This is a genomic window from Rubrivivax soli (assembly GCF_049810355.1).
GTDB lineage: Bacteria > Pseudomonadota > Gammaproteobacteria > Burkholderiales > Burkholderiaceae_C > Rubrivivax.
The window spans coordinates 248,424-266,938 of the sequence record NZ_CP187368.1 but is presented as its reverse complement, the minus strand read 5'-3'; the positions used below and the strand labels follow the sequence as shown (position 1 = coordinate 266,938).

General features: G+C 71.2%; 18 protein-coding genes and 1 pseudogene. 11 read left to right on the top strand and 8 right to left on the bottom strand.

The features are described from left to right. Positions 1-27: 27 nt before the first annotated feature. Both ACPOLB_RS01220 and ACPOLB_RS01215 read right to left on the bottom strand, forming a co-directional pair. Positions 28-297: a DUF4936 family protein gene (locus ACPOLB_RS01220; protein ID WP_425259476.1), complete on the bottom strand. Its 270-nt coding sequence runs from the start codon at positions 295-297 to the stop codon at positions 28-30. A 17-nt stretch (positions 298-314) separates the two neighbouring features. Further along, the gene (locus ACPOLB_RS01215; RefSeq protein WP_425259475.1) at positions 315-1,232 is read right to left on the bottom strand and encodes a YgfZ/GcvT domain-containing protein; all 918 of its coding nucleotides are present in this window, start codon (positions 1,230-1,232) and stop codon (positions 315-317) included. 25 nt (positions 1,233-1,257) lie between these two features. Between ACPOLB_RS01215 and mltG the strand changes: the two genes are divergently transcribed. The 7 genes and pseudogenes from mltG to ACPOLB_RS01180 all read left to right on the top strand — a co-directional run bounded on the left by mltG (position 1,258) and on the right by ACPOLB_RS01180 (position 6,180). Next, positions 1,258-2,253: an endolytic transglycosylase MltG gene (gene mltG, locus ACPOLB_RS01210; protein ID WP_425261993.1), complete on the top strand. Its 996-nt coding sequence runs from the start codon at positions 1,258-1,260 to the stop codon at positions 2,251-2,253. Beyond that, positions 2,250-2,858 (top strand): annotated as a pseudogene (gene tmk / locus ACPOLB_RS01205) (dTMP kinase); the annotation flags it as partial. The gene mltG and the pseudogene tmk, both read left to right, overlap by 4 nt. A 120-nt stretch (positions 2,859-2,978) precedes the next feature. Continuing rightward, positions 2,979-3,887: a DNA polymerase III subunit delta' gene (locus ACPOLB_RS01200; RefSeq protein WP_425261992.1), complete on the top strand. Its 909-nt coding sequence runs from the start codon at positions 2,979-2,981 to the stop codon at positions 3,885-3,887. Continuing rightward, positions 3,884-4,312, top strand: coding sequence for a PilZ domain-containing protein (locus ACPOLB_RS01195; RefSeq protein ID WP_425259474.1), 429 nt, complete (start codon positions 3,884-3,886; stop codon positions 4,310-4,312). Before ACPOLB_RS01200 ends, ACPOLB_RS01195 begins: the two co-directional genes overlap by 4 nt. A 60-nt stretch (positions 4,313-4,372) precedes the next feature. Continuing rightward, positions 4,373-5,164 carry a TatD family hydrolase gene (locus ACPOLB_RS01190; protein ID WP_425259473.1) on the top strand — a complete coding sequence of 264 codons (792 nt, stop codon included), beginning with the start codon at positions 4,373-4,375 and terminating at the stop codon, positions 5,162-5,164. 7 nt (positions 5,165-5,171) lie between these two features. Further along, complete coding sequence (locus tag ACPOLB_RS01185; RefSeq protein ID WP_425259472.1) at positions 5,172-5,807, top strand: ankyrin repeat domain-containing protein; 636 nt, start codon at positions 5,172-5,174, stop codon at positions 5,805-5,807. 142 nt (positions 5,808-5,949) lie between these two features. Next, positions 5,950-6,180 (top strand): hypothetical protein, encoded by a 231-nt coding sequence (locus ACPOLB_RS01180; protein ID WP_425259471.1) that lies wholly within the window; start codon positions 5,950-5,952, stop codon positions 6,178-6,180. Positions 6,181-6,230: 50 nt separating this feature from the next. On the opposite strand, the gene ACPOLB_RS01175 is transcribed toward ACPOLB_RS01180, so the two are convergent. Continuing rightward, positions 6,231-6,821: a hypothetical protein gene (locus ACPOLB_RS01175; protein WP_425259469.1), complete on the bottom strand. Its 591-nt coding sequence runs from the start codon at positions 6,819-6,821 to the stop codon at positions 6,231-6,233. Between the two features lie 288 nt (positions 6,822-7,109). On the opposite strand from ACPOLB_RS01175, the gene ACPOLB_RS01170 reads away from it, so the two are divergent. Next, positions 7,110-7,739 carry a LysE family transporter gene (locus ACPOLB_RS01170; protein WP_425259467.1) on the top strand — a complete coding sequence of 210 codons (630 nt, stop codon included), beginning with the start codon at positions 7,110-7,112 and terminating at the stop codon, positions 7,737-7,739. A gap of 8 nt (positions 7,740-7,747) precedes the next feature. Here ACPOLB_RS01170 and ACPOLB_RS01165 read toward each other — a convergent pair whose 3' ends face one another. Beyond that, positions 7,748-8,098 carry an ArsR/SmtB family transcription factor gene (locus tag ACPOLB_RS01165; RefSeq protein ID WP_425259466.1) on the bottom strand — a complete coding sequence of 117 codons (351 nt, stop codon included), beginning with the start codon at positions 8,096-8,098 and terminating at the stop codon, positions 7,748-7,750. Between the two features lie 116 nt (positions 8,099-8,214). Here ACPOLB_RS01165 and ACPOLB_RS01160 point away from each other — a divergent pair, with 116 nt between their 5' ends. The 3 genes from ACPOLB_RS01160 (at position 8,215) to ACPOLB_RS01150 (ending at position 11,130) form a co-directional block, all read left to right on the top strand. Further along, positions 8,215-9,330, top strand: coding sequence for a YeeE/YedE family protein (locus ACPOLB_RS01160; RefSeq protein ID WP_425259465.1), 1,116 nt, complete (start codon positions 8,215-8,217; stop codon positions 9,328-9,330). Positions 9,331-9,484: 154 nt separating this feature from the next. Then, the gene (locus ACPOLB_RS01155) at positions 9,485-9,829 is read left to right on the top strand and encodes a c-type cytochrome (protein WP_425259464.1); all 345 of its coding nucleotides are present in this window, start codon (positions 9,485-9,487) and stop codon (positions 9,827-9,829) included. A gap of 11 nt (positions 9,830-9,840) precedes the next feature. Next, on the top strand, positions 9,841-11,130 hold the full coding sequence (locus tag ACPOLB_RS01150; protein ID WP_425259463.1) for an FCSD flavin-binding domain-containing protein: 1,290 nt from the start codon (positions 9,841-9,843) through the stop codon (positions 11,128-11,130). 50 nt (positions 11,131-11,180) lie between these two features. Here ACPOLB_RS01150 and ACPOLB_RS01145 read toward each other — a convergent pair whose 3' ends face one another. The 4 genes from ACPOLB_RS01145 to ACPOLB_RS01130 all read right to left on the bottom strand — a co-directional run bounded on the left by ACPOLB_RS01145 (position 11,181) and on the right by ACPOLB_RS01130 (position 18,501). Beyond that, positions 11,181-12,170, bottom strand: coding sequence for a 2-dehydropantoate 2-reductase (locus tag ACPOLB_RS01145; protein WP_425259462.1), 990 nt, complete (start codon positions 12,168-12,170; stop codon positions 11,181-11,183). Positions 12,171-12,193: 23 nt separating this feature from the next. Next, complete coding sequence (locus ACPOLB_RS01140) at positions 12,194-13,867, bottom strand: formate--tetrahydrofolate ligase (protein WP_425259461.1); 1,674 nt, start codon at positions 13,865-13,867, stop codon at positions 12,194-12,196. A 98-nt stretch (positions 13,868-13,965) separates the two neighbouring features. Next, positions 13,966-15,336 carry an efflux transporter outer membrane subunit gene (locus ACPOLB_RS01135; protein WP_425259460.1) on the bottom strand — a complete coding sequence of 457 codons (1,371 nt, stop codon included), beginning with the start codon at positions 15,334-15,336 and terminating at the stop codon, positions 13,966-13,968. Beyond that, positions 15,337-18,501 carry an efflux RND transporter permease subunit gene (locus ACPOLB_RS01130; protein WP_425259459.1) on the bottom strand — a complete coding sequence of 1,055 codons (3,165 nt, stop codon included), beginning with the start codon at positions 18,499-18,501 and terminating at the stop codon, positions 15,337-15,339. Between the last annotated feature and the right edge of the window lie 14 nt (positions 18,502-18,515).

Here is an 18,515-nt window from a genome sequence, read left to right as displayed (position 1 = left end):
CCGGCGGCGGCACCGGGCGCGGGCCCATCAGGCCACCGGCTCGAATTGTTCGACGTGGCGCGACCCGTCCAGCCACGGCGCCAGTGCCGCCGCGGCGCGCGCTTCGAAGCGCGCCGCCGTGGGGTCGTCTGCGCTGTACACGTCCATCAGCGTCACCAGGCCGCGCGGCGCGCCGGGCCGGCGCAGCAGTTCCACCGCAGTGCCAGCACGGCGCAGTTCGGCATGCAGGGGGCGCAGCGCCGCCAGCGCAGCCTGCAGTTGCGCCTCGGGCACGCGGTAGTACACGTAGTGGCGCACGGTGCGCGGCAGGCCGGTCAGGCTTCGGTCGGCAGCGCGTAGGGCAGGGCGCGCGGGCGCAGCAGCGGGCCGCTGGCACTGCCCAGGTGCAGCGGGGCGTCGAGCGCCGCGATCTTGGTCTCGGCCAGCACCGCATGGCGCCCGCTGCCGTCGGGCGCCGGGGCGGCTGCGGCGACCATGCCGGCCGGCTGGTCGGGGTCGGTGGCGGCGTAGAGCTCCTGGCCGGCGCTGGCCGCCGCATCCGTGTCGAACAGGAAGGCGCGGCGCTTGAGCGTGCCGCGGTACTGGCTGCGGGCCACGACCTCCTGGCCGGGGTAGCAGCCCTTCTGGAAGTTGACACCGCCCACCACTTCCAGGTTCACCATCTGCGGCACGAACTGTTCGGCCGTGGCGGCCACGATGCGCGGCACGCCGCTGTGCACCTCGAGCCAGCGCCACAGGTCGGCATCGGTCGCGGGCAGGGCGGGCGCGGCGCCCGCCTCGGCGCCGGCCCACAGGTGGCGCACGTGGCCTGCGGCGTCGGGCAGCCGCACCAGGTCGGCCGTGCCTTGCGTGCTGCGGCTCCACACCGGGCCGGCCGCATCGCCGCCGACGATGCCATGCAGCGGCACGTCGGCACTGGCATCCGACAGCTTGCACTTGGCGCGCAGCACGAACATCGACAACCGCTTCAGCGTCTGCGGCAGCAGGTCGGCGCTGCAGGCCAGCAGCACCTCGGCGGGCCCGCGTTGCCACAGCACGAAGCTGGCGAGCAGGCGGCCCTTGGCCGAGCAGTAGCCGGCCAGCCGCGCCGTGTGGTCGTCCAGGTGCAGCGTGTCCTGCGTCAGCTGGCCGTGCAGGAAGCTGCGGGCGTCTTCGCCCGCAGCGCGGATCACGCCCCAGTCGGTCAGGCGCACGGCGCCGTGCTGCTGGGCTTGCGAGGTGGCGGCTGTCATGCGCTGATTATCATCGCCGCCCATGGTGAAGAGGCTGTTGGGTGCATTGCTGGTGCTGCTGCTGCTGGCCGCAGCAGGGGCGGGTGCGGCAGCCTGGTGGCTGCACCGGCCGCTGCCGCTGGCCACGCCGACGGTGGAACTGTCGATCGAGGCCGGCACCACGCCACGCGAGATCGCCAACGGCTGGGTCGAGGCCGGCGTGATGACCTCGCCCTTCCTGCTGTACGAGTGGTTCCGCTGGTCGGGCCAGGCGCGGCGCATCCGGGCCGGCAGCTACGCCATCGAGACCGGCGCCACGCCGCGGCAGCTGCTGCAGCGCATGGTGCAGGGCGACGAGCTGCTGGAAAGCGTGCGCCTGATCGAAGGCTGGACGCTGCGCCAGTGGCGCGCCGCGCTGGCCAAGGCGCCGCACCTGAAGCCCACCACCGCGCAGATGACCGACGCCGAGCTGATGGCGGCGCTGGACCGCGCCGGCGAGTCCGCCGAGGGCCGCTTCTTCCCCGACACCTACGTCTACAGCCGCGGGGTCAGCGACCTGATGGTGCTGCGCCGCGCGCTGCGCGCGATGGACATCCGGCTCGTCTCCGCCTGGGCGGAACGCGACGGCAACACGCCGCTGAAGTCGATGGAGGAGGCACTGATCCTGGCCTCCATCGTCGAGAAGGAGACCGGCATCGCCGCCGACCGCGGCAAGGTGGCGGGCGTGTTCGTGAACCGGCTGCGCATCGGCATGCCGCTGCAGACGGACCCGACCGTGATCTACGGCCTGGGCGAGGCCTTCGACGGCAACCTGCGCAAACGCGACCTGATCGCCGACACGCCCTACAACACCTACACCCGCGGCGGCCTGCCGCCGACGCCGATCGCGATGCCCGGGCTGGCCTCGCTGCGCGCGGCCGTGCGGCCCGAGGCGACGCGCGCGCTGTACTTCGTGGCCCGCGGCGACGGCAGCAGCGTCTTCAGCGACAACCTGGCCGACCATAATCGCGCGGTGAACCAGTACCAGCGCGGCGGCCGATGAGCACGGGCCGCTTCATCACCTTCGAAGGCATCGACGGCGCGGGCAAGAGCACCCACATCGCGCCGCTGGCCGACTGGCTACGCAGCCGCGGCGCCGAGGTCGTGGTGACGCGCGAACCCGGCGGCACGCCGCTGGCCGAGACGCTGCGCGACCTGGTGCTGCACCAGCCGATGGACACGCTGACCGAACTGCTGCTGGTGTTCGCGGCCCGACGCGACCACCTGCAGCAGCAGATCGAGCCCGCGCTGGCCCGCGGCGCGGTGGTGCTGTGCGACCGCTTCACCGATGCCAGCTTTGCCTACCAGGGCGCGGGCCGCCGCTTCCCGCTCGACACGCTGGCAGCACTCGAGGCCTGGGTGCAGCAGGGCCGCCAGCCCGACCTGACGCTGTGGTTCGACCTGCCCGGCGCAACAGCCGCGGCACGGCGAGCCGCGGTGCGTGCGCCCGACCGTTTCGAACGCCAGGACGCCGACTTCTTCGAGCGCGTGCGCCAGGGGTACGCACTGCGCGCCGAGGCGGCGCCGCAGCGCTTCGTGCAGCTCGACGCCACGCCCGCACCGCAGCAGGTGTGGACGCAGGTGCTGGCCGCCGTGCAGGCCCAGGGCCTGGTGGTGAGCGCGGGCGCTGCCCTGCCGCAGACGGCCGACCCGCAGGGGCGCCTGCCCCTGCCGTGGCTGGCGGCGCCGCTGGCCGACGCGCTGGCGCGGCAGCGTGGCCACGCGCTGATGCTGCACGCCGCGCCCGGCATCGGCGCGCTGCCGTTCGGCCTGACGCTGGCCCAGGCCTGGCTCTGCGAGGCCGCGGCCGGTGCGCGGCGGCCCTGCGGCCAGTGCGGCAGCTGCCGCCTGGTGCAGTCGCAACTGCACCCCGACCTGTTCGTGCTGCTGCCCGAAGTGCAGCGCAGGGCCCTGGGCTGGATGCTGGCCGACGACAAGCCCGAAGACGACAAGAAGCCGAGCCGCCAGATCCGCATCGGCGAGGTGCGGGCGGCCATCGACTGGGTCACGCGGACGTCGTCGCGCGGCCGCGGCAAGGTCCTGTTCATGCACCCCGCCGAGGCCATCAACCTGCAGGCGGGCAACGCGCTGCTGAAGACGCTGGAAGAGCCGCCGGCCGGCACCCGCGTGCTGATCAGCGTCTCGGACCCCGCCCACCTGCTGCCCACCGTGCGCAGCCGCTGCCAGCGCCTGGCGCTGCCGCCGCCGTCGCCGGCCGAGGCGGCGGACTGGCTGCTGGCGCAAGGCGTGCAGGGCGCCGACGTGCTGCTGGCGGCATGCGGAGGCCGGCCGCTGGACGCGCTGGACCTGGCGCAGGCCGGCGTGGACGCCGCCGCCTGGGCGGCGCTGCCGCGTGTGCTGCTGCGCGGGCACGGCGCCGCGCTGTCGGGCTGGCCGGTGCCGCGGGCGCTGGACGCGCTGCACAAGCTCTGCCACGACGCGATGGCCCAGGCCAGCGGCGGCACCGGGCGCTACTTTCCGCACGGCAGCGTGCCCCAGGCGCGGTTGCCCGCGCTGCTGGCCTGGCAACAGGACCTGCTGCGTGTGACACGTCACGACGAACACCCGTGGAACGAAGGCCTGCTGCTGGAATCGCTGGTCGCACAGGCCCGCAGCGCCTTTACACTGCAGCCATGAACGACCGTGCGAACACCCGCCCTGCCGGCCTGGCTCCGCCAGCGCCGGGCGCGGCCGGCGTGTCCGGACCAGCCGGCGCGGCAGCCAGCCGCCCCAGCGTCATCCAGCTGGTGTTCCGCGAGAAGGGCGCGCTGTACGCCGCCTACATCCCGCTGCTGATGGACGGCGGCCTGTTCGTGCCGACCACCCGCGAGTACAAGCTCGGCGAAGACATCTACCTGCTGCTGTCGCTGCCCGACGACCCGCAGCGCTACCCGGTGGCCGGCAAGGTGGCCTGGCTGACCCCGGCCAATGCGTCGGGCGGGCGCACACAGGGTGTCGGCGTGCGGTTTCCGGCCGACGAGAAGACCCGGGTGCTCAAGGTGAAGATCGAGGAAGTGCTGGGCACGTCGATCTCTTCGTCCAAGCCCACGCAGACCATCTGACGCCGGCACCTGCCGGCGCCGGCCACCGATTCCACCGCCTGCAGCAGCAGCGCCGCGCGCATGTTCGTCGATTCCCATTGCCACCTGACGTTTCCCGAACTGCTGTCGGACCTGCCGCGCATCCGCGCCGACATGGCCAGCGCGCAGGTCGACCGCGCGCTTTGCATCTGCACGACGCTGGAAGAATTTCCGCAGGTGCACGCGCTGGCCCTCGCGCACGACAACTTCTGGTGCACGGTGGGCGTGCACCCCGACAACGAAGGCGTGCAGGAACCCGGCGTGGACGACCTGTGCGCGCACGCTGCGCTGCCGCGCGTGGTGGCCATCGGCGAAACCGGGCTCGACTACTACCGGCTCAACGGCCGCAGCATCGCCGACATGGCGTGGCAGCGCGCGCGCTTTGCGGTGCACATCGAGGCGGCGCGCCGCACCGGCCTGCCGCTGGTGGTGCACACGCGCAGCGCCAGCGACGACACCGTGGCCCTGCTGCGCGAGGCCGGCGCAGGGCAGGTGCGGGGCGTGTTCCATTGCTTCACGGAGACACGCGCGGTGGCGCGGGCGGCGCTGGACCTGGGCTTCGACATCTCGTTCTCGGGCATCCTGACGTTCAAGAACGCCGAGGAACTGCGCGAAGTGGCACGCGAAGTGCCGCTGGACCGCTGCCTGATCGAGACCGACAGCCCGTACCTGGCGCCCATGCCCTACCGCGGCAAGACCAACAGCCCCGCCTACGTGCCCCACGTCGCAGCGCGGCTGGCCGAACTGAAGGGGGTGCCGCTGGAGACCGTGGCCGCCGCGACGACGGCCAATTTCGAGCGCTTGTTCGGCGTGCCGACCCGACCCGGAACCTGAACCCGACATGAGAAACTACATCAAGAATCTCTTCTATCTCGTTCTGATACTTGTGCTTTCTTCGGCGCGAGCTGACGAGGCCGTGAGCTTCTTCCGCGCCGTCAACGTCGACAACGCCAGCGGCGTGTCGGCGCTGCTGGCGCGGGGGTTCGATCCCAACACGGCCGACGAACGCGGCCAGGTGGCCCTGTACCTGGCGATGCGCGAAGACGCGCCGAAGGTGGCAGCGGCCCTGATCGCGCACCCGGCCACCCGCATCGACGCGACCAACGCGGCTGGCGAGACCCCGCTGATGATGGCGGCGCTGCGCGGGCGACTGGACTGGATGCAGCGCTTCATCGAACGCGGCGCGCAGCTGCGGCGCGACGGGTGGACGCCGCTGCACTACGCCGCCAGCGGGCCCGAACCGCGCGCAGTGACGCTGCTGCTGGACCGTGGGGCGCCGATCGACGCGCGCTCGCCCAACGGCAGCACGCCGCTGATGATGGCGGCGCGCTATGGCGACGAGGCCGCGACCTCGGCGTTGCTGGCCCGCGGCGCCGACCCGACGCTGCGCAACGAACGTGGCCTCAATGCCGCCGACTTCGCCCGACTCGGCGGACGCGACGCATTGGCCGCGCGTTTGGAGGCGCTCGCACGCTGACGGCCTGCCCGCCCACGGACCGGCGGACAGCCTTGTCGGAATTCGCCCGACAAGCGGCTTGGCGCGCGGACGACTGCACGGGCGGTGCCACGCGGCCTAGAGTGCAACCATCCGCTGCATCCCCAGCGTGAGGAGCGTCCCGATGGCCCACCAGACCCCGATCCGCAACCCGTTCATGCTGATGCTGCAGCCCGAGGTGGTGCTGGCGGCGATCGAGAACTCGGAGCGGCTGAGCCAGCTCAATCGCCATCTGTGCCGTCCGCTGGACCGCCCCACGCTGGCCGGCGCCCGCGCCGACGACGACAGCGCCGACACGGACGGCGACACCGACGACGCTCTGCTCGAGCCCGGCGCGGGCGCCAGCCCGCAGTGAGGGCCGCACGCGCCCGGCGCGCCCAGGGGGCGGCGCCGGCAGCGCGTGCGTCAACGGCGGCGCTGGGACAGCGCCGACGCCCCCATCCAGACGGTGGCCAGGCAGACCAGGCCGCCCAGCAGAACCCAGACGCGGTTCTCGCGCAGGAATGCGATCACGCGGGACGGCATCAGCGCATGCACGTCGATGCGGTCGTCGGCCACCTGCCTGGCCGGCGAGGCGGGCAGGGCGTCGCGGGTCACGGACACCGTGGCGATGTCGGCCCGCTGGCTGTTGATCTGGCGTCCCGGCAGGCCGGATCGCCAATCCACCGCACCCTGGTCCGGCTTCGACTCGGTCAACACCTCTTCGCTGGCGGCCGCCCGAGCCGCAGCTTCCCTGGCCTTGGCCTCGGCGCTCCGCCTGTCCCCCGTGCCTTCCAGCGGCGGCGGCGCGTTCTGCATCTCCAGAAGCATCCGCACCGTGCGCGACTGTGCCTGGCTGTCGGCCATGTTGGAGAGCTCGTGCAGAGCGCCTTGGGCGGCGCCTGCAGCCGCAGGATCCCTTCCGGGAATCTCGGTGCTGGGCGCGGCCAGCGCGGAGCCGGCGGTGGCCGCCAGCACCACCCATGTCGGAGCCAGCGGGAGTCGTCGTCGTGTCACGGCGGTCTTGTTGGTTGTTGTTGCACCAGGGCGTGCCCGGGCCGGGGCGGTCAGCCTTAGCAAAAGGCAGGCCCCGGCGAGAAAACTGAGCCTGATCAAGAGCTTGGGGATGCCGGCCGGCCGCTGTCGCCGGCAGATGTAAACGGCTTCGACAGATCTGAGGATGGCGTATGCGCGACGATGTATATTATGTCCAATACAAAGTGAATCCCGCTGGCGACAAGGCACCGAAACCGGTGGCGACCGGCGCGGCAACGCCCGCCCGCCTCGTGCCATGATCGCCGCCCCATGCAACTCTCGACCTGGCTCGCCTTCTTCGCCGCCGCCTGGGCCATCAGCATCTCTCCCGGCGCGGGCGCGCTGGCGGCGATGAGTGCCGGCCTGCACCATGGCTTCCGCCGCGGCTACCTGACCACGTTCGGGCTGGTGGCAGGCATCTGGACGCAGCTGGTGGTCGTCGGCGTCGGGCTGGGCGCGCTGGTCGCGACCTCGGCGCTGGCCTTCCAGGTCATCAAGTGGTGCGGCGTGGCCTACCTGGTCTGGTTGGGCGTGCAGCAATGGCGGGCACCTGCACGGCCGCTGGCGGCGGCGCAGTCCGATGCTGCCGAGGTGCCGGCCCGTGCGCTGGTGCTGCGGGGCTGGATGATCAACGCCGTCAACCCCAAGGGCACCGTGTTCCTGCTCGCCGTGGTGCCGCAGTTCCTCGATCTGCAGCGGCCGCTGGCGCTGCAGTACCTGGTGATCGGGCTGACGCTGAGCTTCACCGACTTCGTCGTGATGGCCGGCTACACGGCGCTGGCCGCGCGTGTGCTCGGCGCGCTGCAGTCGGTGTCGGCGATGCGCCTGCTGAACCGCGTGTTCGGCAGCCTGTTCGTGGGTGCCGGCGTGCTGCTGTCGGCCTTCAAGTGCTCGGGCTGAGCCGGCGCTCAGCGCCGCATCGCGGGCAGCAGGCGATCCGACGGCGGCAGTGCCGCCTCGCCGTCGAGCTCCATCGCCACCTGCATGCAGACTGCCCGGCACAGCGTCGCCACGCGTTCGCTCTGCAACCGGTAGTACACCTGGGTGCCGTCACGGCGCTTGGCGAGCACGCCGCTGCGGTACAGCGTGCTCAGGTGCTGCGACATGTTGGGCTGCGTGGTGTCGATCTGCGCCAGCAGTTCGCTGACGTTCTTCTCGCCCGCGCACACGGCGCTGATGATCTTCAGCCGGATGGGCGTGGAGAGCACCGAGAACAACTCGGCCACGGAGTCGAACACCTGGTCCGAAGGATGGTCCATCGCTGCTTGTCACGCGCGCAGGGCGCGCTGCGTTGAAGAAGCGTGCGATTGTATTTGCAGGCACCGATATTGAAGCGCGCCAGCGGCCTGGCTGCCGGTCAAGACACAATTGCGGCATGGAAACCGCCACCCCTGCCGCCCTGGCCCCCCTGGTCCTGTGGAGCGCCTTCGCGCTGTCCGTCGTCTTCGGCGCCCTGACCCAGCGCACGCACTTCTGCACGATGGGTGCGGTGGCCGACATCGTCAACATGGGCGACTGGGCGCGCATGCGCATGTGGGTGCTGGCGATCGCGGTGGCCGTGCTCGGCTTCAACGCAATGGTCGGCCTGGGATGGGTGGACGCCGGCAACAGCGTGTATGGCGGGCCGCGGCTGCTGTGGCTGTCGGCGCTGGCGGGCGGACTGATGTTCGGCTTCGGCATGGTGCTGGCCTCGGGTTGCGGCAGCAAGAGCCTCGTGCGCGTGGGTGGCGGCAACCTGAAGTCGCTGGTCGTGGTGATCGTGCTCGGCCTGAGCGGCTTCATGACGATGAAGGGGCTGACCGCCGTGTGGCGCGTCAACACGCTCGACCGGGTCGCGGTGGACCTGCCGCCGGGCCAGGACCTGCCGCACCTGCTGGCACCCGCCCTCGGCAGCTCGGCCACGGCGCTGGCACCCTGGCTGGGGCTGGCCATCGCCCTGCTGCTGCTGGCGTGGGTGCTGCGCCGGCCCGAAGGCCGCAGCGGCGAGGTGCTGCTCGGCGGCATCGGCGTCGGCGCCGTCATCGTGGCCCTGTGGTGGGTGTCGGGGCGTCTGGGCTACATCGCCGAGGACCCGAACACGCTCGAAGAGGTCTTCGTCGCGACCAACTCGCGCCGCATGGAGGCGATGAGCCTGGTCGCCCCGGTGGGATTCGCGCTGGACTGGCTGATGTTCTACAGCGACACCAGCAAGGTGCTGACGATGGGCATCGTCAGCGTGGTCGGCATCGTGCTGGGGTCGGCTGTCGTCGCGCTGGCCACGCGCAGCTTCCGCTGGGAAGGCTTCGGCAGCGTCGAAGACACCGCCAACCACCTGGTGGGCGCGGTGCTGATGGGCGTGGGCGGCGTCACCGCGATGGGCTGCACCATCGGCCAGGGGCTGTCGGGCGTGTCCACGCTGTCCATCGGCAGCCTGCTGGCGCTGGCCGGCATCGTCGGTGGTGCGGTGCTGGCGCTGCGATACCAACTGTGGCGCCTCGAGCGGCTGGTCTGACGCCGGGCGGCGCATCAGCACATGCGCCGCGCGCAGCAGAACCTGCCGCTATGCTGGCGGCCGCCCCGCGATTGGGGAATACGTTAAATCCAGAAGTACGGATATTGGCGACACTGCCTCGACACGCACGACGATCACCATGGAGACCGTTCCGATGACACCGACCCGCAGGCCCCGCACATCGGGCCCCCGATCGGCCGCGTTCGCGGCCGCCGCCGCGCTGCTGATTGCGGCACCGCTGGCGCAGGCCCAGGACCCGCACCTGGCGCGCAATCTCGCGGCCACCTGCGCCAACTGCCACGGCACCAACGGCAATGCGCGCGGCGACATGAAGCCTCTGGCAGGCGTGAGCGCCGAGAAGATCCTCGCCGCCGTGGCCGACTACCGCAGCGGCAACCAGCCCGCGACGATCATGCACCAGATCGCCAAGGGCTACACCGACGCGCAGATGAAGCTCATCGCCGACTATTTCGCCGCCCAGCCGGCAGCCAAGAAGTGAAGCCGCGCGCCATGCAACAACGTCATCACTCCACGCTTGGCCGCCGCCAACTGCTGGGCGCAGGCCTGGCCCTGGGCGGCCTGTCACTGGCCGGTTGCGCCAGCATGGGCTCGGGCGGCCCGTCGATCGGGCGTGTCGTCGTCGTCGGTGGCGGCTTCGGCGGGGCCACCGCAGCGCGCTACCTGCGCCTGTGGGGCGGCAACGTCGACGTGACGCTGGTCGAACGCAACCCGGCCTTCGTCTCCTGCCCGATTTCGAACCTGGTGATCGGCGGCCACAAGCAGATGACCGACATCACGCGCGGCTACGACGGACTGCAGGCCGTGGGCGTGAAGGTCGTGCAGGGCGACGTCGTCGCCATCGACCCCGCCGGCAAGAAGGTCCGGCTGGCCAGTGGGACCGAACTGCCCTATGACCGGCTGGTGGTCTCGCCGGGTGTCGATTTCATGTTCGACCAGGTCGGCGGCCTGCAGGCGGCGGTCGACAACGGCAGCATCACCCACAGCTGGAAGGCCGGCCCGCAGACGGTGGCGCTGCGCCGCCAGCTCGAAGCCATGCCCGATGGCGGCGTCTTCGCGATGACGATCCCGAAAGTGCCCTACCGCTGCCCGCCCGGCCCCTACGAACGCGCCTGCATGGTGGCCAGCTACCTGAAGGCCGCCAAGCCGAAGTCCAAGGTGCTGGTGCTCGACGCGAACCCGGAGATCCAGTCGAAGAAGGCGTTGTTCGAACGTGCCTTCAAGCAGCACTACGACGGCATCGTGGAGTACCGGCCGAACGCCGAGCTGAAGGAAGTGGCGGGCAAGGTGGCCAAGCTGGAGTTCGAGGACGTGAAGGCCGACGTGCTCAACGTCATCCCGCCGCAGCGTGCCGGCGACATCGCGCGCAGCGCGGGGCTGATCACGGTGAACAACCGCTGGGTGGGCGTGAACTGGATGACGATGGAGTCCACCGCGGCGCCCGGCGTGCACGTGCTGGGCGACGCCACGTTCTCGGCGCCGGCCATGCCCAAGTCGGGCCACATGGCCAACCAGCACGCCAAGGTGGCGGCCGCGGCCATCATCCAGTTGCTCAAGGGCGAGGCGGTGAACACCACGCCAGTGGTGATGAACACCTGCTACAGCTTCGTGACGGCGCGCGACGTCGTGCACGTGGCGTCGGTGCACCAGTACGACGCGGCCGAGAAGACCTTCAAGACCGTGCCGGGTTCGGGTGGCGTGTCGGCGGGGGCCAACCAGTTGGAGGGCCGCTACGCGCTGAGCTGGGCCGACAACATCTGGGCCGACGCGCTGGCAGTCTGAAGCGCCGGTAAGGGGCACAGCGGCGGGTCTTCGGGCCCGCCGCTGTCGTTTCAGGCCGAGGCTTCGGGATACAGCCCGTGCACGCGGGCGAACAAGCGCGTCAGGCCGAACAGGGCGTCGATGTGCGGCGTGGGCACGCCCAGCCGCTGACCCAGTTCGTGCACGACGCCGACGATGGCGTCGAGCTCGATGGCGCGGCCCGCTTCCACGTCCTGCAACATCGAGGTCTTGAAGGCGCCCAGCTTCGCCGTGATGGCGTGGCGGTCTTCCGGGCTCTGCGCAATGGGGCAACCGAGCAGCGCACCGATGGCCGCGGCCTCGCGCATCGCCGCCGAGTTGAACGCGCGCACCAGCGGGTCGGCCAGCACGCGGTCGGCGGTGGCGCCGGTGAGTGCGCTCACCGGGTTCATCGTCAGGTTGCCCCACAGCTTGTACCAGACGTCGCGTCCTACGTCGGCCGAGTGCGTCACGTCGAAGCCGGCGTGCTGCAGCAGCTCGGCCACGGCCTGCACGCGCGGCTGCAGGCCCCCCTGCGCCGCGCCGACGATCAGGCCCTGCCCCATGCGGTGCTGCACCAGCCCGGGCGCGGTGGTCGCGGTGCTGGCGTGCACGACGCAGCCCACCACGCGCTCGGTGGCGATGGCGCGGCCGATGGCACCGGTGGGATCGACGCTGCGCAGCGGCGCGTCGCCCAGTGCCGCCACACCCTGACCGAACCACCACGGCACGCCGTTCATCGCGGGCATCACCAGCGTGTGCGGCCCCAGCAGCGGCGCGATGCCCTGCGCCACGGCCTCGAGCGCCGGGCCCTTCACGGCGATGACCACCAGGTCCTGCGGCCCCAGCGCTGCCGCGTCGTCGCTGGCCGTGGCGGGCGCCTGCACCAGCGCCCCGCCCTGCTCCAGCCGCCATCCGTGCGTGCGCAGCGCCTGCAGCGTGGCGCCGCGCGCGAGCGCGCTGACACGCGCCTGGCCCGCGGCGGCCAGCCGCGTGCCGATGAAGCCGCCGATGGCGCCGGCGCCGATGATGCAGACCTGCATGGGCCTCTCCTGCTGCCGCTGGCTCAGAACAGGCCCACCACCTGCCCGTCGTCGGCCAGGTCGATGACCTCGGCCGAGGGCTGCTTGGGCAGGCCGGGCATGGTCATGATGTCGCCGCAGACCATCACGATGAACTCGGCGCCGGCGGCCAGCCGCACCTCGCGGATGTCGAGCACGTGGCCCACCGGTGCGCCCCGCCGCTGCGGGTCGGTCGAGAAGCTGTACTGGGTCTTGGCCACGCACACCGGGTAGTGGCCGTAGCCGCCCAGCTGCAGCTGGCGGATCTGCTCGCGCACCGCCTGCGTGGCGTCGATGTCCTCGGCGCCGTAGATCTCGGTCGCCACCTTGCGCAGCTTCTCCCACAGCGTATCGGCGTCTTCGTAGACGAAGCGGAAGCGGCTGGGCTGGTCGCACAGGCGCACTACTTCGCGCGCCACGTCCACCGCACCGGCGCCGCCTTCGGCCCAGTGGCGCGCCGTCAGCACCGGCACGCCCATGCGGCCCACGCGCTCGCGCAGCAGCGCGTGCTCGGCCTCGGTGTCGGCGCTGAAATGGTTGATCGACACCACGCAGGGCAGCCCGTAGCGCTGCGTCACGTTGTGCACATGCCGCTCCAGGTTGGCCAGGCCGCGCTCCAGCGCCGGCAGGTCCTCGGTGTTCAGCGCCTTCAGGTCCACGCCGCCGTGGTACTTCAGCGCGCGGATGGTTGCCACCAGCACCGCGGCGTCGGGCCGCAGCCCGCTCTTGCGGCACTTGATGTCGACGAACTTCTCGGCGCCCAGGTCGGCACCGAAGCCGGCCTCGGTGACGACGTAGTCGGCCAGCTTCAGCGCCGTCTTCGTGGCCAGCACCGAGTTGCAGCCGTGCGCGATGTTCGCGAACGGACCGCCGTGCAGGATGGCCGGGTTGTTCTCCAGCGTCTGCACCAGGTTCGGCTGCAGCGCGTCCTTCAGCAGCACCGTCATCGCGCCGTGCACCTTCAGGTCGCGTGCGCGCACCGGCGTCTTCTCGCGCGTGTAGGCCACGACGATGTTGCCCAGCCGCTCCTTCAGGTCGGCCAGGCTGGTGGCCAGGCAGAAGATGGCCATCACCTCGCTGGCGACGACGATGTCGAAGCCGTCCTGCCGCGGAAAGCCGTTGCCCGGGCCGCCCAGGCCCACGGTGATGTCGCGCAGCGCGCGGTCGTTCATGTCCATCACGCGCTTCCACGTGATGCGGCGCGCATCGATGCCCAGCGCGTTGCCGTGGTGCATGTGGTTGTCCAGCGCCGCGGCCAGCAGGTTGTTGGCCAGCGCGATGGCGCTGAAGTCGCCGGTGAAGTGCAGATTGATGTCTTCCATCGGCACCACCTGCGCGTAGCCGCCGCCGGCGGCCCCGCCCTTCATGCCGAACACCGGCCCGAGCGATGGTTCGCGCAGCGCGACGATGGTCTTCCTGCCGATGTGGTTCAGCGCATCGCCCAGGCCCACCGTGGTGGTGGTCTTGCCTTCGCCGGCCGGCGTGGGGCTGATGGCGGTGACGAGGATCAGCTTGCCGTCGGGCCTGCCCTGCAGGCTCTCGATGTACTTCAGCGACAGCTTGGCCTTGTGGTGGCCGTACGGAACCAGGTGCTCGTCGGGGATGCCCAGGCGGTCCTGTGCAAGATCGGTGATGCGGCGCAGGCGCGCCGCCTGGGCGATGGCGATGTCACTGGGCAAGGGGAACTCCGGAACTGCAGGAACGCACCGCGCATTGTCGCGGCCCGGAGCTGCAGAGCCCCACCGGGGCTTCTACCGGGGCACCCCTTGCCGTGTGGTCAGCGCACCACCGGAGCGCCTGCACCGCCGCCCAGCGCGCTGTACAGCTGCACCGCGTTCTGCGCCTGCGCCAGCTGCAGCTGCACCACGGCCTGGCGGGTGGCCAGGGCCGCGCGCTCGGCATCCAGCCGGTCCAGCGCGCTGGCGGCGCCGCCGCGGAACAGCAGTTCGGTCAGCTCCAGCCGCCGCGCCTCGGCCGCGGCCTGCGCCTGCTGGGCCTGCAGCTGCTCGCCGAGCGTGGCACGGCCGGCCAGCGCGTCGGCCACGTCGCGGAACGCGGCCTGGATCGCCTTCTCGTACTGCGCCACGGCGATGTCGCGGGCTGCGCGCGTTGCTTCCAGGTTGGCCTGGTTGCGCCCGGCGTCGAACAGCGGCTGCAGCACCTGGCCGGTGAAGCTCCAGGCCGTGTTCTCGAACAGGCCCGACAGCTGCGTGCTCGCGGTGCCCAGGCTGCCGGTGAGCGAGATGCGCGGGAAGAAGGCCGCGCGCGCCGCGCCGATGCTGGCGTTGGCGGCGATCAGCGACTGCTCGGCCTGGCGCACGTCGGGGCGCTGCAGCAGCACCTCGGACGGCAGGCCGGCCGGCAGGTCGGCATAACGCAGCTGCGACACCGGCGCGCCTTCGGGGAGCTTCTCGGGCAGGCCCTGGCCCAGCAGCAGCATCAGCGCGTTCTGGTCCTGGCTGCGCTGGCGCTGCAGCGCCGCCACGTTGGCGCGCGCCGCAGCCACCAGCGACTCGATGGCGCGCAGCTCCGGTTCTGCCGCGGCACCGGCGTCGAAGCGCAGCTTCACCAGCTTCAGCTGCTCTTCGCGCGAGGCCAGCGTGCGCTGCGTGATCTGCAGCAGTTCGTCGTCGGCACGCAGCGCGAGGTCGGCGTTCAGCACCGCGGCGACCAGCGCCACCTGCGCGGCACGGCGGCCCTCGTCGGTGGCGAAGTAGCGCGCGAGCGCGGCCTCCGACAGGTTCTTCACGCGGCCGAACAGGTCGAGCTCGAAGGCCGTGACCTGCAGGCCCACGCTGTAGCTGCTGCTGATGCCGTCGCCCGTGGTGGTGCGCGTGCCCGAGGCGCCGGCGCCCACGCTGGGCAGGCGGTCGGCGCGCTGCACGCCGTACTGGGCGCGCGCCTGCTCGACGTTGAGCACGGCGACGCGCAGGTCGCGGTTGTTCTGCAGCGCCGTGTCGACCAGCGCCCGCTGGCGCGCGTCGGTCACGAAGTCGGTCCACGGCAGTTCGGCGGCAGCCGTTCCGCCGCTGGCCGCCGGCTGCGGGAAGGCGGCCGGCACCGGCGCCGCGGGGCGTTCGTAGGTCGGGGCCAGCGAACACGCGCTCAGCAGCGCGGCGGTGGCCAGCAGGGACAGGGCGGCGCGCATTCAGCGGTCCTCCATCGGGGTGTTGAGGTTCTGGTTCTCGGTCTCGTGGGCGTACATGCGGCGCTGGCGTTCGCTGCCCTTGAAGATGCGGCGCACGACGACGTAGAACACCGGCACGAAGAACACCGAGAGCACGACGGCCGTGATCATGCCGCCGATCACGCCGGTGCCGATGGCGCGCTGGCTCGCCGAGCCCGCGCCGCTGGCCAGGAACAGCGGCAGCACGCCCAGGATGAAGGCCAGCGAGGTCATCAGGATCGGCCGGAAGCGCAGGTGCGCGGCCGTCAGGGCCGCCTCCACCGCACTCTTGCCCTGGGCCTGCAGGTCCTTCGCGAACTCGATGATCAGGATCGCGTTCTTCGCCGACAGGCCGATGATGGTGATGAGGCCGACCTGGAAGTACACGTCGTTCGCGTAGCCGCGGAACAGCGTCGCCAGCACCACGCCCAGCACGCCCAGCGGCACCACCAGGATCACCGAGAACGGAATGCTCCAGCTCTCGTACAGCGCCGCCAGGCACAGGAAGACCGCCAGGATCGCAAAGCCGTACAGCACCAGCGCCTGGTTGCCGGCGATCTTCTCTTCACGGCTGATGCCCGTCCACTCGAAGCCGAAGCCCGTCGGCAGCTGCGCCGCCAGGCGTTCCATCTCGGCCATCGCGTCGCCGGTGCTGTAGCCCGGGGCTGCGCTGCCGCCGATGCGCATGGCCGGATAGCCGTTGAAGCGCACCGTCTGCATCGCCCCGCTGACCCAGCGCGTGGTGGCGAAGGCCGACAGCGGCACCGGCTGGCCGCGGGCATTGCTGGCATTGAGCCTGAGCAGGTCGTCGGGCTGCATGCGCGCCGGCGCGTCGGCCTGCACCACCACGCGCTGCAGGCGGCCGGAGCTCGGGAAGTCGTTGACGTAGGCCGAGCCCAGCGCGGTGGAGATGGTGGCGTTGATGGCGTCGAAGCCCACGCCGAGCGCGGCGGCCTTCTCGCGGTCGATGTCGATCTGCAGCTGCGGCGCGTCCTCGAGGCCGTCCGGGCGCACCTGCGTCAGCACCTTGCTCTGCGAGGCCATGCCCAGCAGCTGGTTGCGCGCGGCCACCAGCGCGTCGTGCCCCTTGCCGGCGCGGTCCTGCAGCCGGAAGTTGAAGCCCGAGGCGGTGCCCAGTTCGGGAATCGGCGGCGGGCTCAGCGGGAAGATGAAGGCATCGCGGATGCCCATCAGCGCGCCGAAGGCACGCCCGGCCAGCGCCTGCGCGCTGTTCTCGGGGTTGGGCCGCTCGCTCCAGTCCTTCAGCGTCACGAAGGCAAGCGCTGCGTTCTGGCCCTGGCCGCTGAAGCTGAAGCCCAGCACCGCCACCATGCTCTGCACCTCGGGCTGCTTCAGGACGAAGTCTTCCACCTGCGTCATCACGGCGCTGGTGCGTTCCTGGGTGGCCCCCGGGGGCAGCTGCACGTTGACGATCATGTTGCCCTGGTCTTCGGCGGGCAGGAACGAGGTCGGCAGGCGCAGGTACACCCAGCCCACCACGCCGATGATCGCGGCGTAGATCACGAGATACCGCGCGGCCTTGCCCAGCATGCGGCCGACCACGCCTTCGTAGCCGTGCGCGGTGCGCCGGAAGCCACGGTTGAACCAGCCGAAGAAGCCGCGCTTGTCGACGTGGTGGCCGGCCTGCACGGGCTTGAGCAGCGTGGCGCACAGCGCCGGCGTCAGGCTCAGGGCCATGAAGGCCGAGAAGCCGATCGAGGCCACCATCACGGCCGAGAACTGGCGGTAGATGTTGCCGACCGAGCCGGCGAAGAAAGCCAGCGGCACGAACACCGCGATCAGCACCACCGTGACGCCGACGATGGCGCCGGAGATCTGGCCCATCGCCTTCACGGTGGCCTCGCGCGGCGGCAGGCCTTCCTCGCTCATGATGCGTTCGACGTTCTCGACCACGACGATCGCGTCGTCGACCACGATGCCGATCACCAGCACCATGCCGAACATGGTCAGCACGTTGATCGAGAAGCCCAGCGCCAGCAGCGTGGCAAAGGTGCCCAGCAGCGCCACCGGCACGACCACCGTGGGAATCACGGTGTAGCGGAAGTTCTGCAGGAACAGGAACATCACCAGGAACACCAGCACCACGGCCTCGACCAGGGTCTGGGCGACCTGGCTGATCGAGATCTTCACGAAGCGCGAGCTGTCGTACGGGATCGCGTAGACGACGCCTTCAGGGAAGTAGCGCTTGAGCTCTTCCATCTTGGCGCGCACGGCGGCCGCCGTCTCCAGCGCGTTGCCGCTGGGCGAGAGTTGCACGCCGATGCCGGTGGACGGCTTGCCGTTCAGCCGCGCCGACGTGGAATAGGCCTGCGCGCCGAGCTCGATGCGCGCCACGTCGCGCAGCCGCACGGTGGAGCCGTCGGCATTGGCACGCAGCATCACGCTGCCGAATTGCTCGACGCTGCCGAGCTGGCCGTTCACCACCACGGTGGCGGCGATGCCCTGCCCGGCCACGTTGGGCAGGTCGCCGATGCTGCCGGCAGCCACTTGCGCGTTCTGCGCGCGGATCGCGGCCGTGACCTCGGTCATCGACAGGTTGAAGCCCTGCAGCTTGGCCGGGTCGACCCAGATGCGCATCGCGCGCTCGGTGCCGAACAGCTGTGCCTGGCCGACACCCGGCACGCGCTGCAGTTCGGGCAGCACGTTGCGCGCGGCGTAGTCGCCGAGCGCGATCGGGTCGTAGGCCGGATTGTTCGACGACAGGATGGCGAACAGCAGGAAGTTCGAGCGCGACTTGTCCACGCGCACGCCCTGCTGCGTCACCGACGCCGGCAGGCGCGGCGTGGCGCGGCCGAGGCGGTTCTGCACCTCCACCTGCGCCAGGTCGGCGTTGGTGCCGGGCTCGAAGCTCAGCGTGATGGTGCCGCTGCCGTCGGCCTGCGACACCGACTCGATCGAGATCAGGCCGGGCGCGCCGTTCATCTCGCGCTCGATGACGGCCAGCACGCTGTCTTCCAGCGTCTGCGCCGAGGCACCGGGGTACGCGGCCGAGACCACGATGGCCGGTGGTGCCACCGGCGGGTACTGCGAGATCGGCAGCTGGGTGATGGCGACACCGCCCATCACCAGCACGAACAGGGCGATCACCCACGCGAAGATCGGGCGATCGATGAAGAAGCGGGCCATGGTGCGCTGCCTCG

Coding starts and splice junctions, on each gene's coding strand:
- ACPOLB_RS01215 (WP_425259475.1), bottom strand. CDS start 1,232: ATGACAGCCGCCACCTCGCAAGCCCAGCAGCACGGCGCCGTGCGCCTG.
- ACPOLB_RS01200 (WP_425261992.1), top strand. CDS start 2,979: ATGCTGCACGCCGCGCCCGGCATCGGCGCGCTGCCGTTCGGCCTGACG.
- ACPOLB_RS01195 (WP_425259474.1), top strand. CDS start 3,884: ATGAACGACCGTGCGAACACCCGCCCTGCCGGCCTGGCTCCGCCAGCG.
- ACPOLB_RS01190 (WP_425259473.1), top strand. CDS start 4,373: ATGTTCGTCGATTCCCATTGCCACCTGACGTTTCCCGAACTGCTGTCG.
- ACPOLB_RS01185 (WP_425259472.1), top strand. CDS start 5,172: ATGAGAAACTACATCAAGAATCTCTTCTATCTCGTTCTGATACTTGTG.
- ACPOLB_RS01180 (WP_425259471.1), top strand. CDS start 5,950: ATGGCCCACCAGACCCCGATCCGCAACCCGTTCATGCTGATGCTGCAG.
- ACPOLB_RS01170 (WP_425259467.1), top strand. CDS start 7,110: ATGCAACTCTCGACCTGGCTCGCCTTCTTCGCCGCCGCCTGGGCCATC.
- ACPOLB_RS01165 (WP_425259466.1), bottom strand. CDS start 8,098: ATGGACCATCCTTCGGACCAGGTGTTCGACTCCGTGGCCGAGTTGTTC.
- ACPOLB_RS01160 (WP_425259465.1), top strand. CDS start 8,215: ATGGAAACCGCCACCCCTGCCGCCCTGGCCCCCCTGGTCCTGTGGAGC.
- ACPOLB_RS01155 (WP_425259464.1), top strand. CDS start 9,485: ATGACACCGACCCGCAGGCCCCGCACATCGGGCCCCCGATCGGCCGCG.
- ACPOLB_RS01150 (WP_425259463.1), top strand. CDS start 9,841: ATGCAACAACGTCATCACTCCACGCTTGGCCGCCGCCAACTGCTGGGC.
- ACPOLB_RS01145 (WP_425259462.1), bottom strand. CDS start 12,170: ATGCAGGTCTGCATCATCGGCGCCGGCGCCATCGGCGGCTTCATCGGC.
- ACPOLB_RS01135 (WP_425259460.1), bottom strand. CDS start 15,336: ATGCGCGCCGCCCTGTCCCTGCTGGCCACCGCCGCGCTGCTGAGCGCG.
- ACPOLB_RS01130 (WP_425259459.1), bottom strand. CDS start 18,501: ATGGCCCGCTTCTTCATCGATCGCCCGATCTTCGCGTGGGTGATCGCC.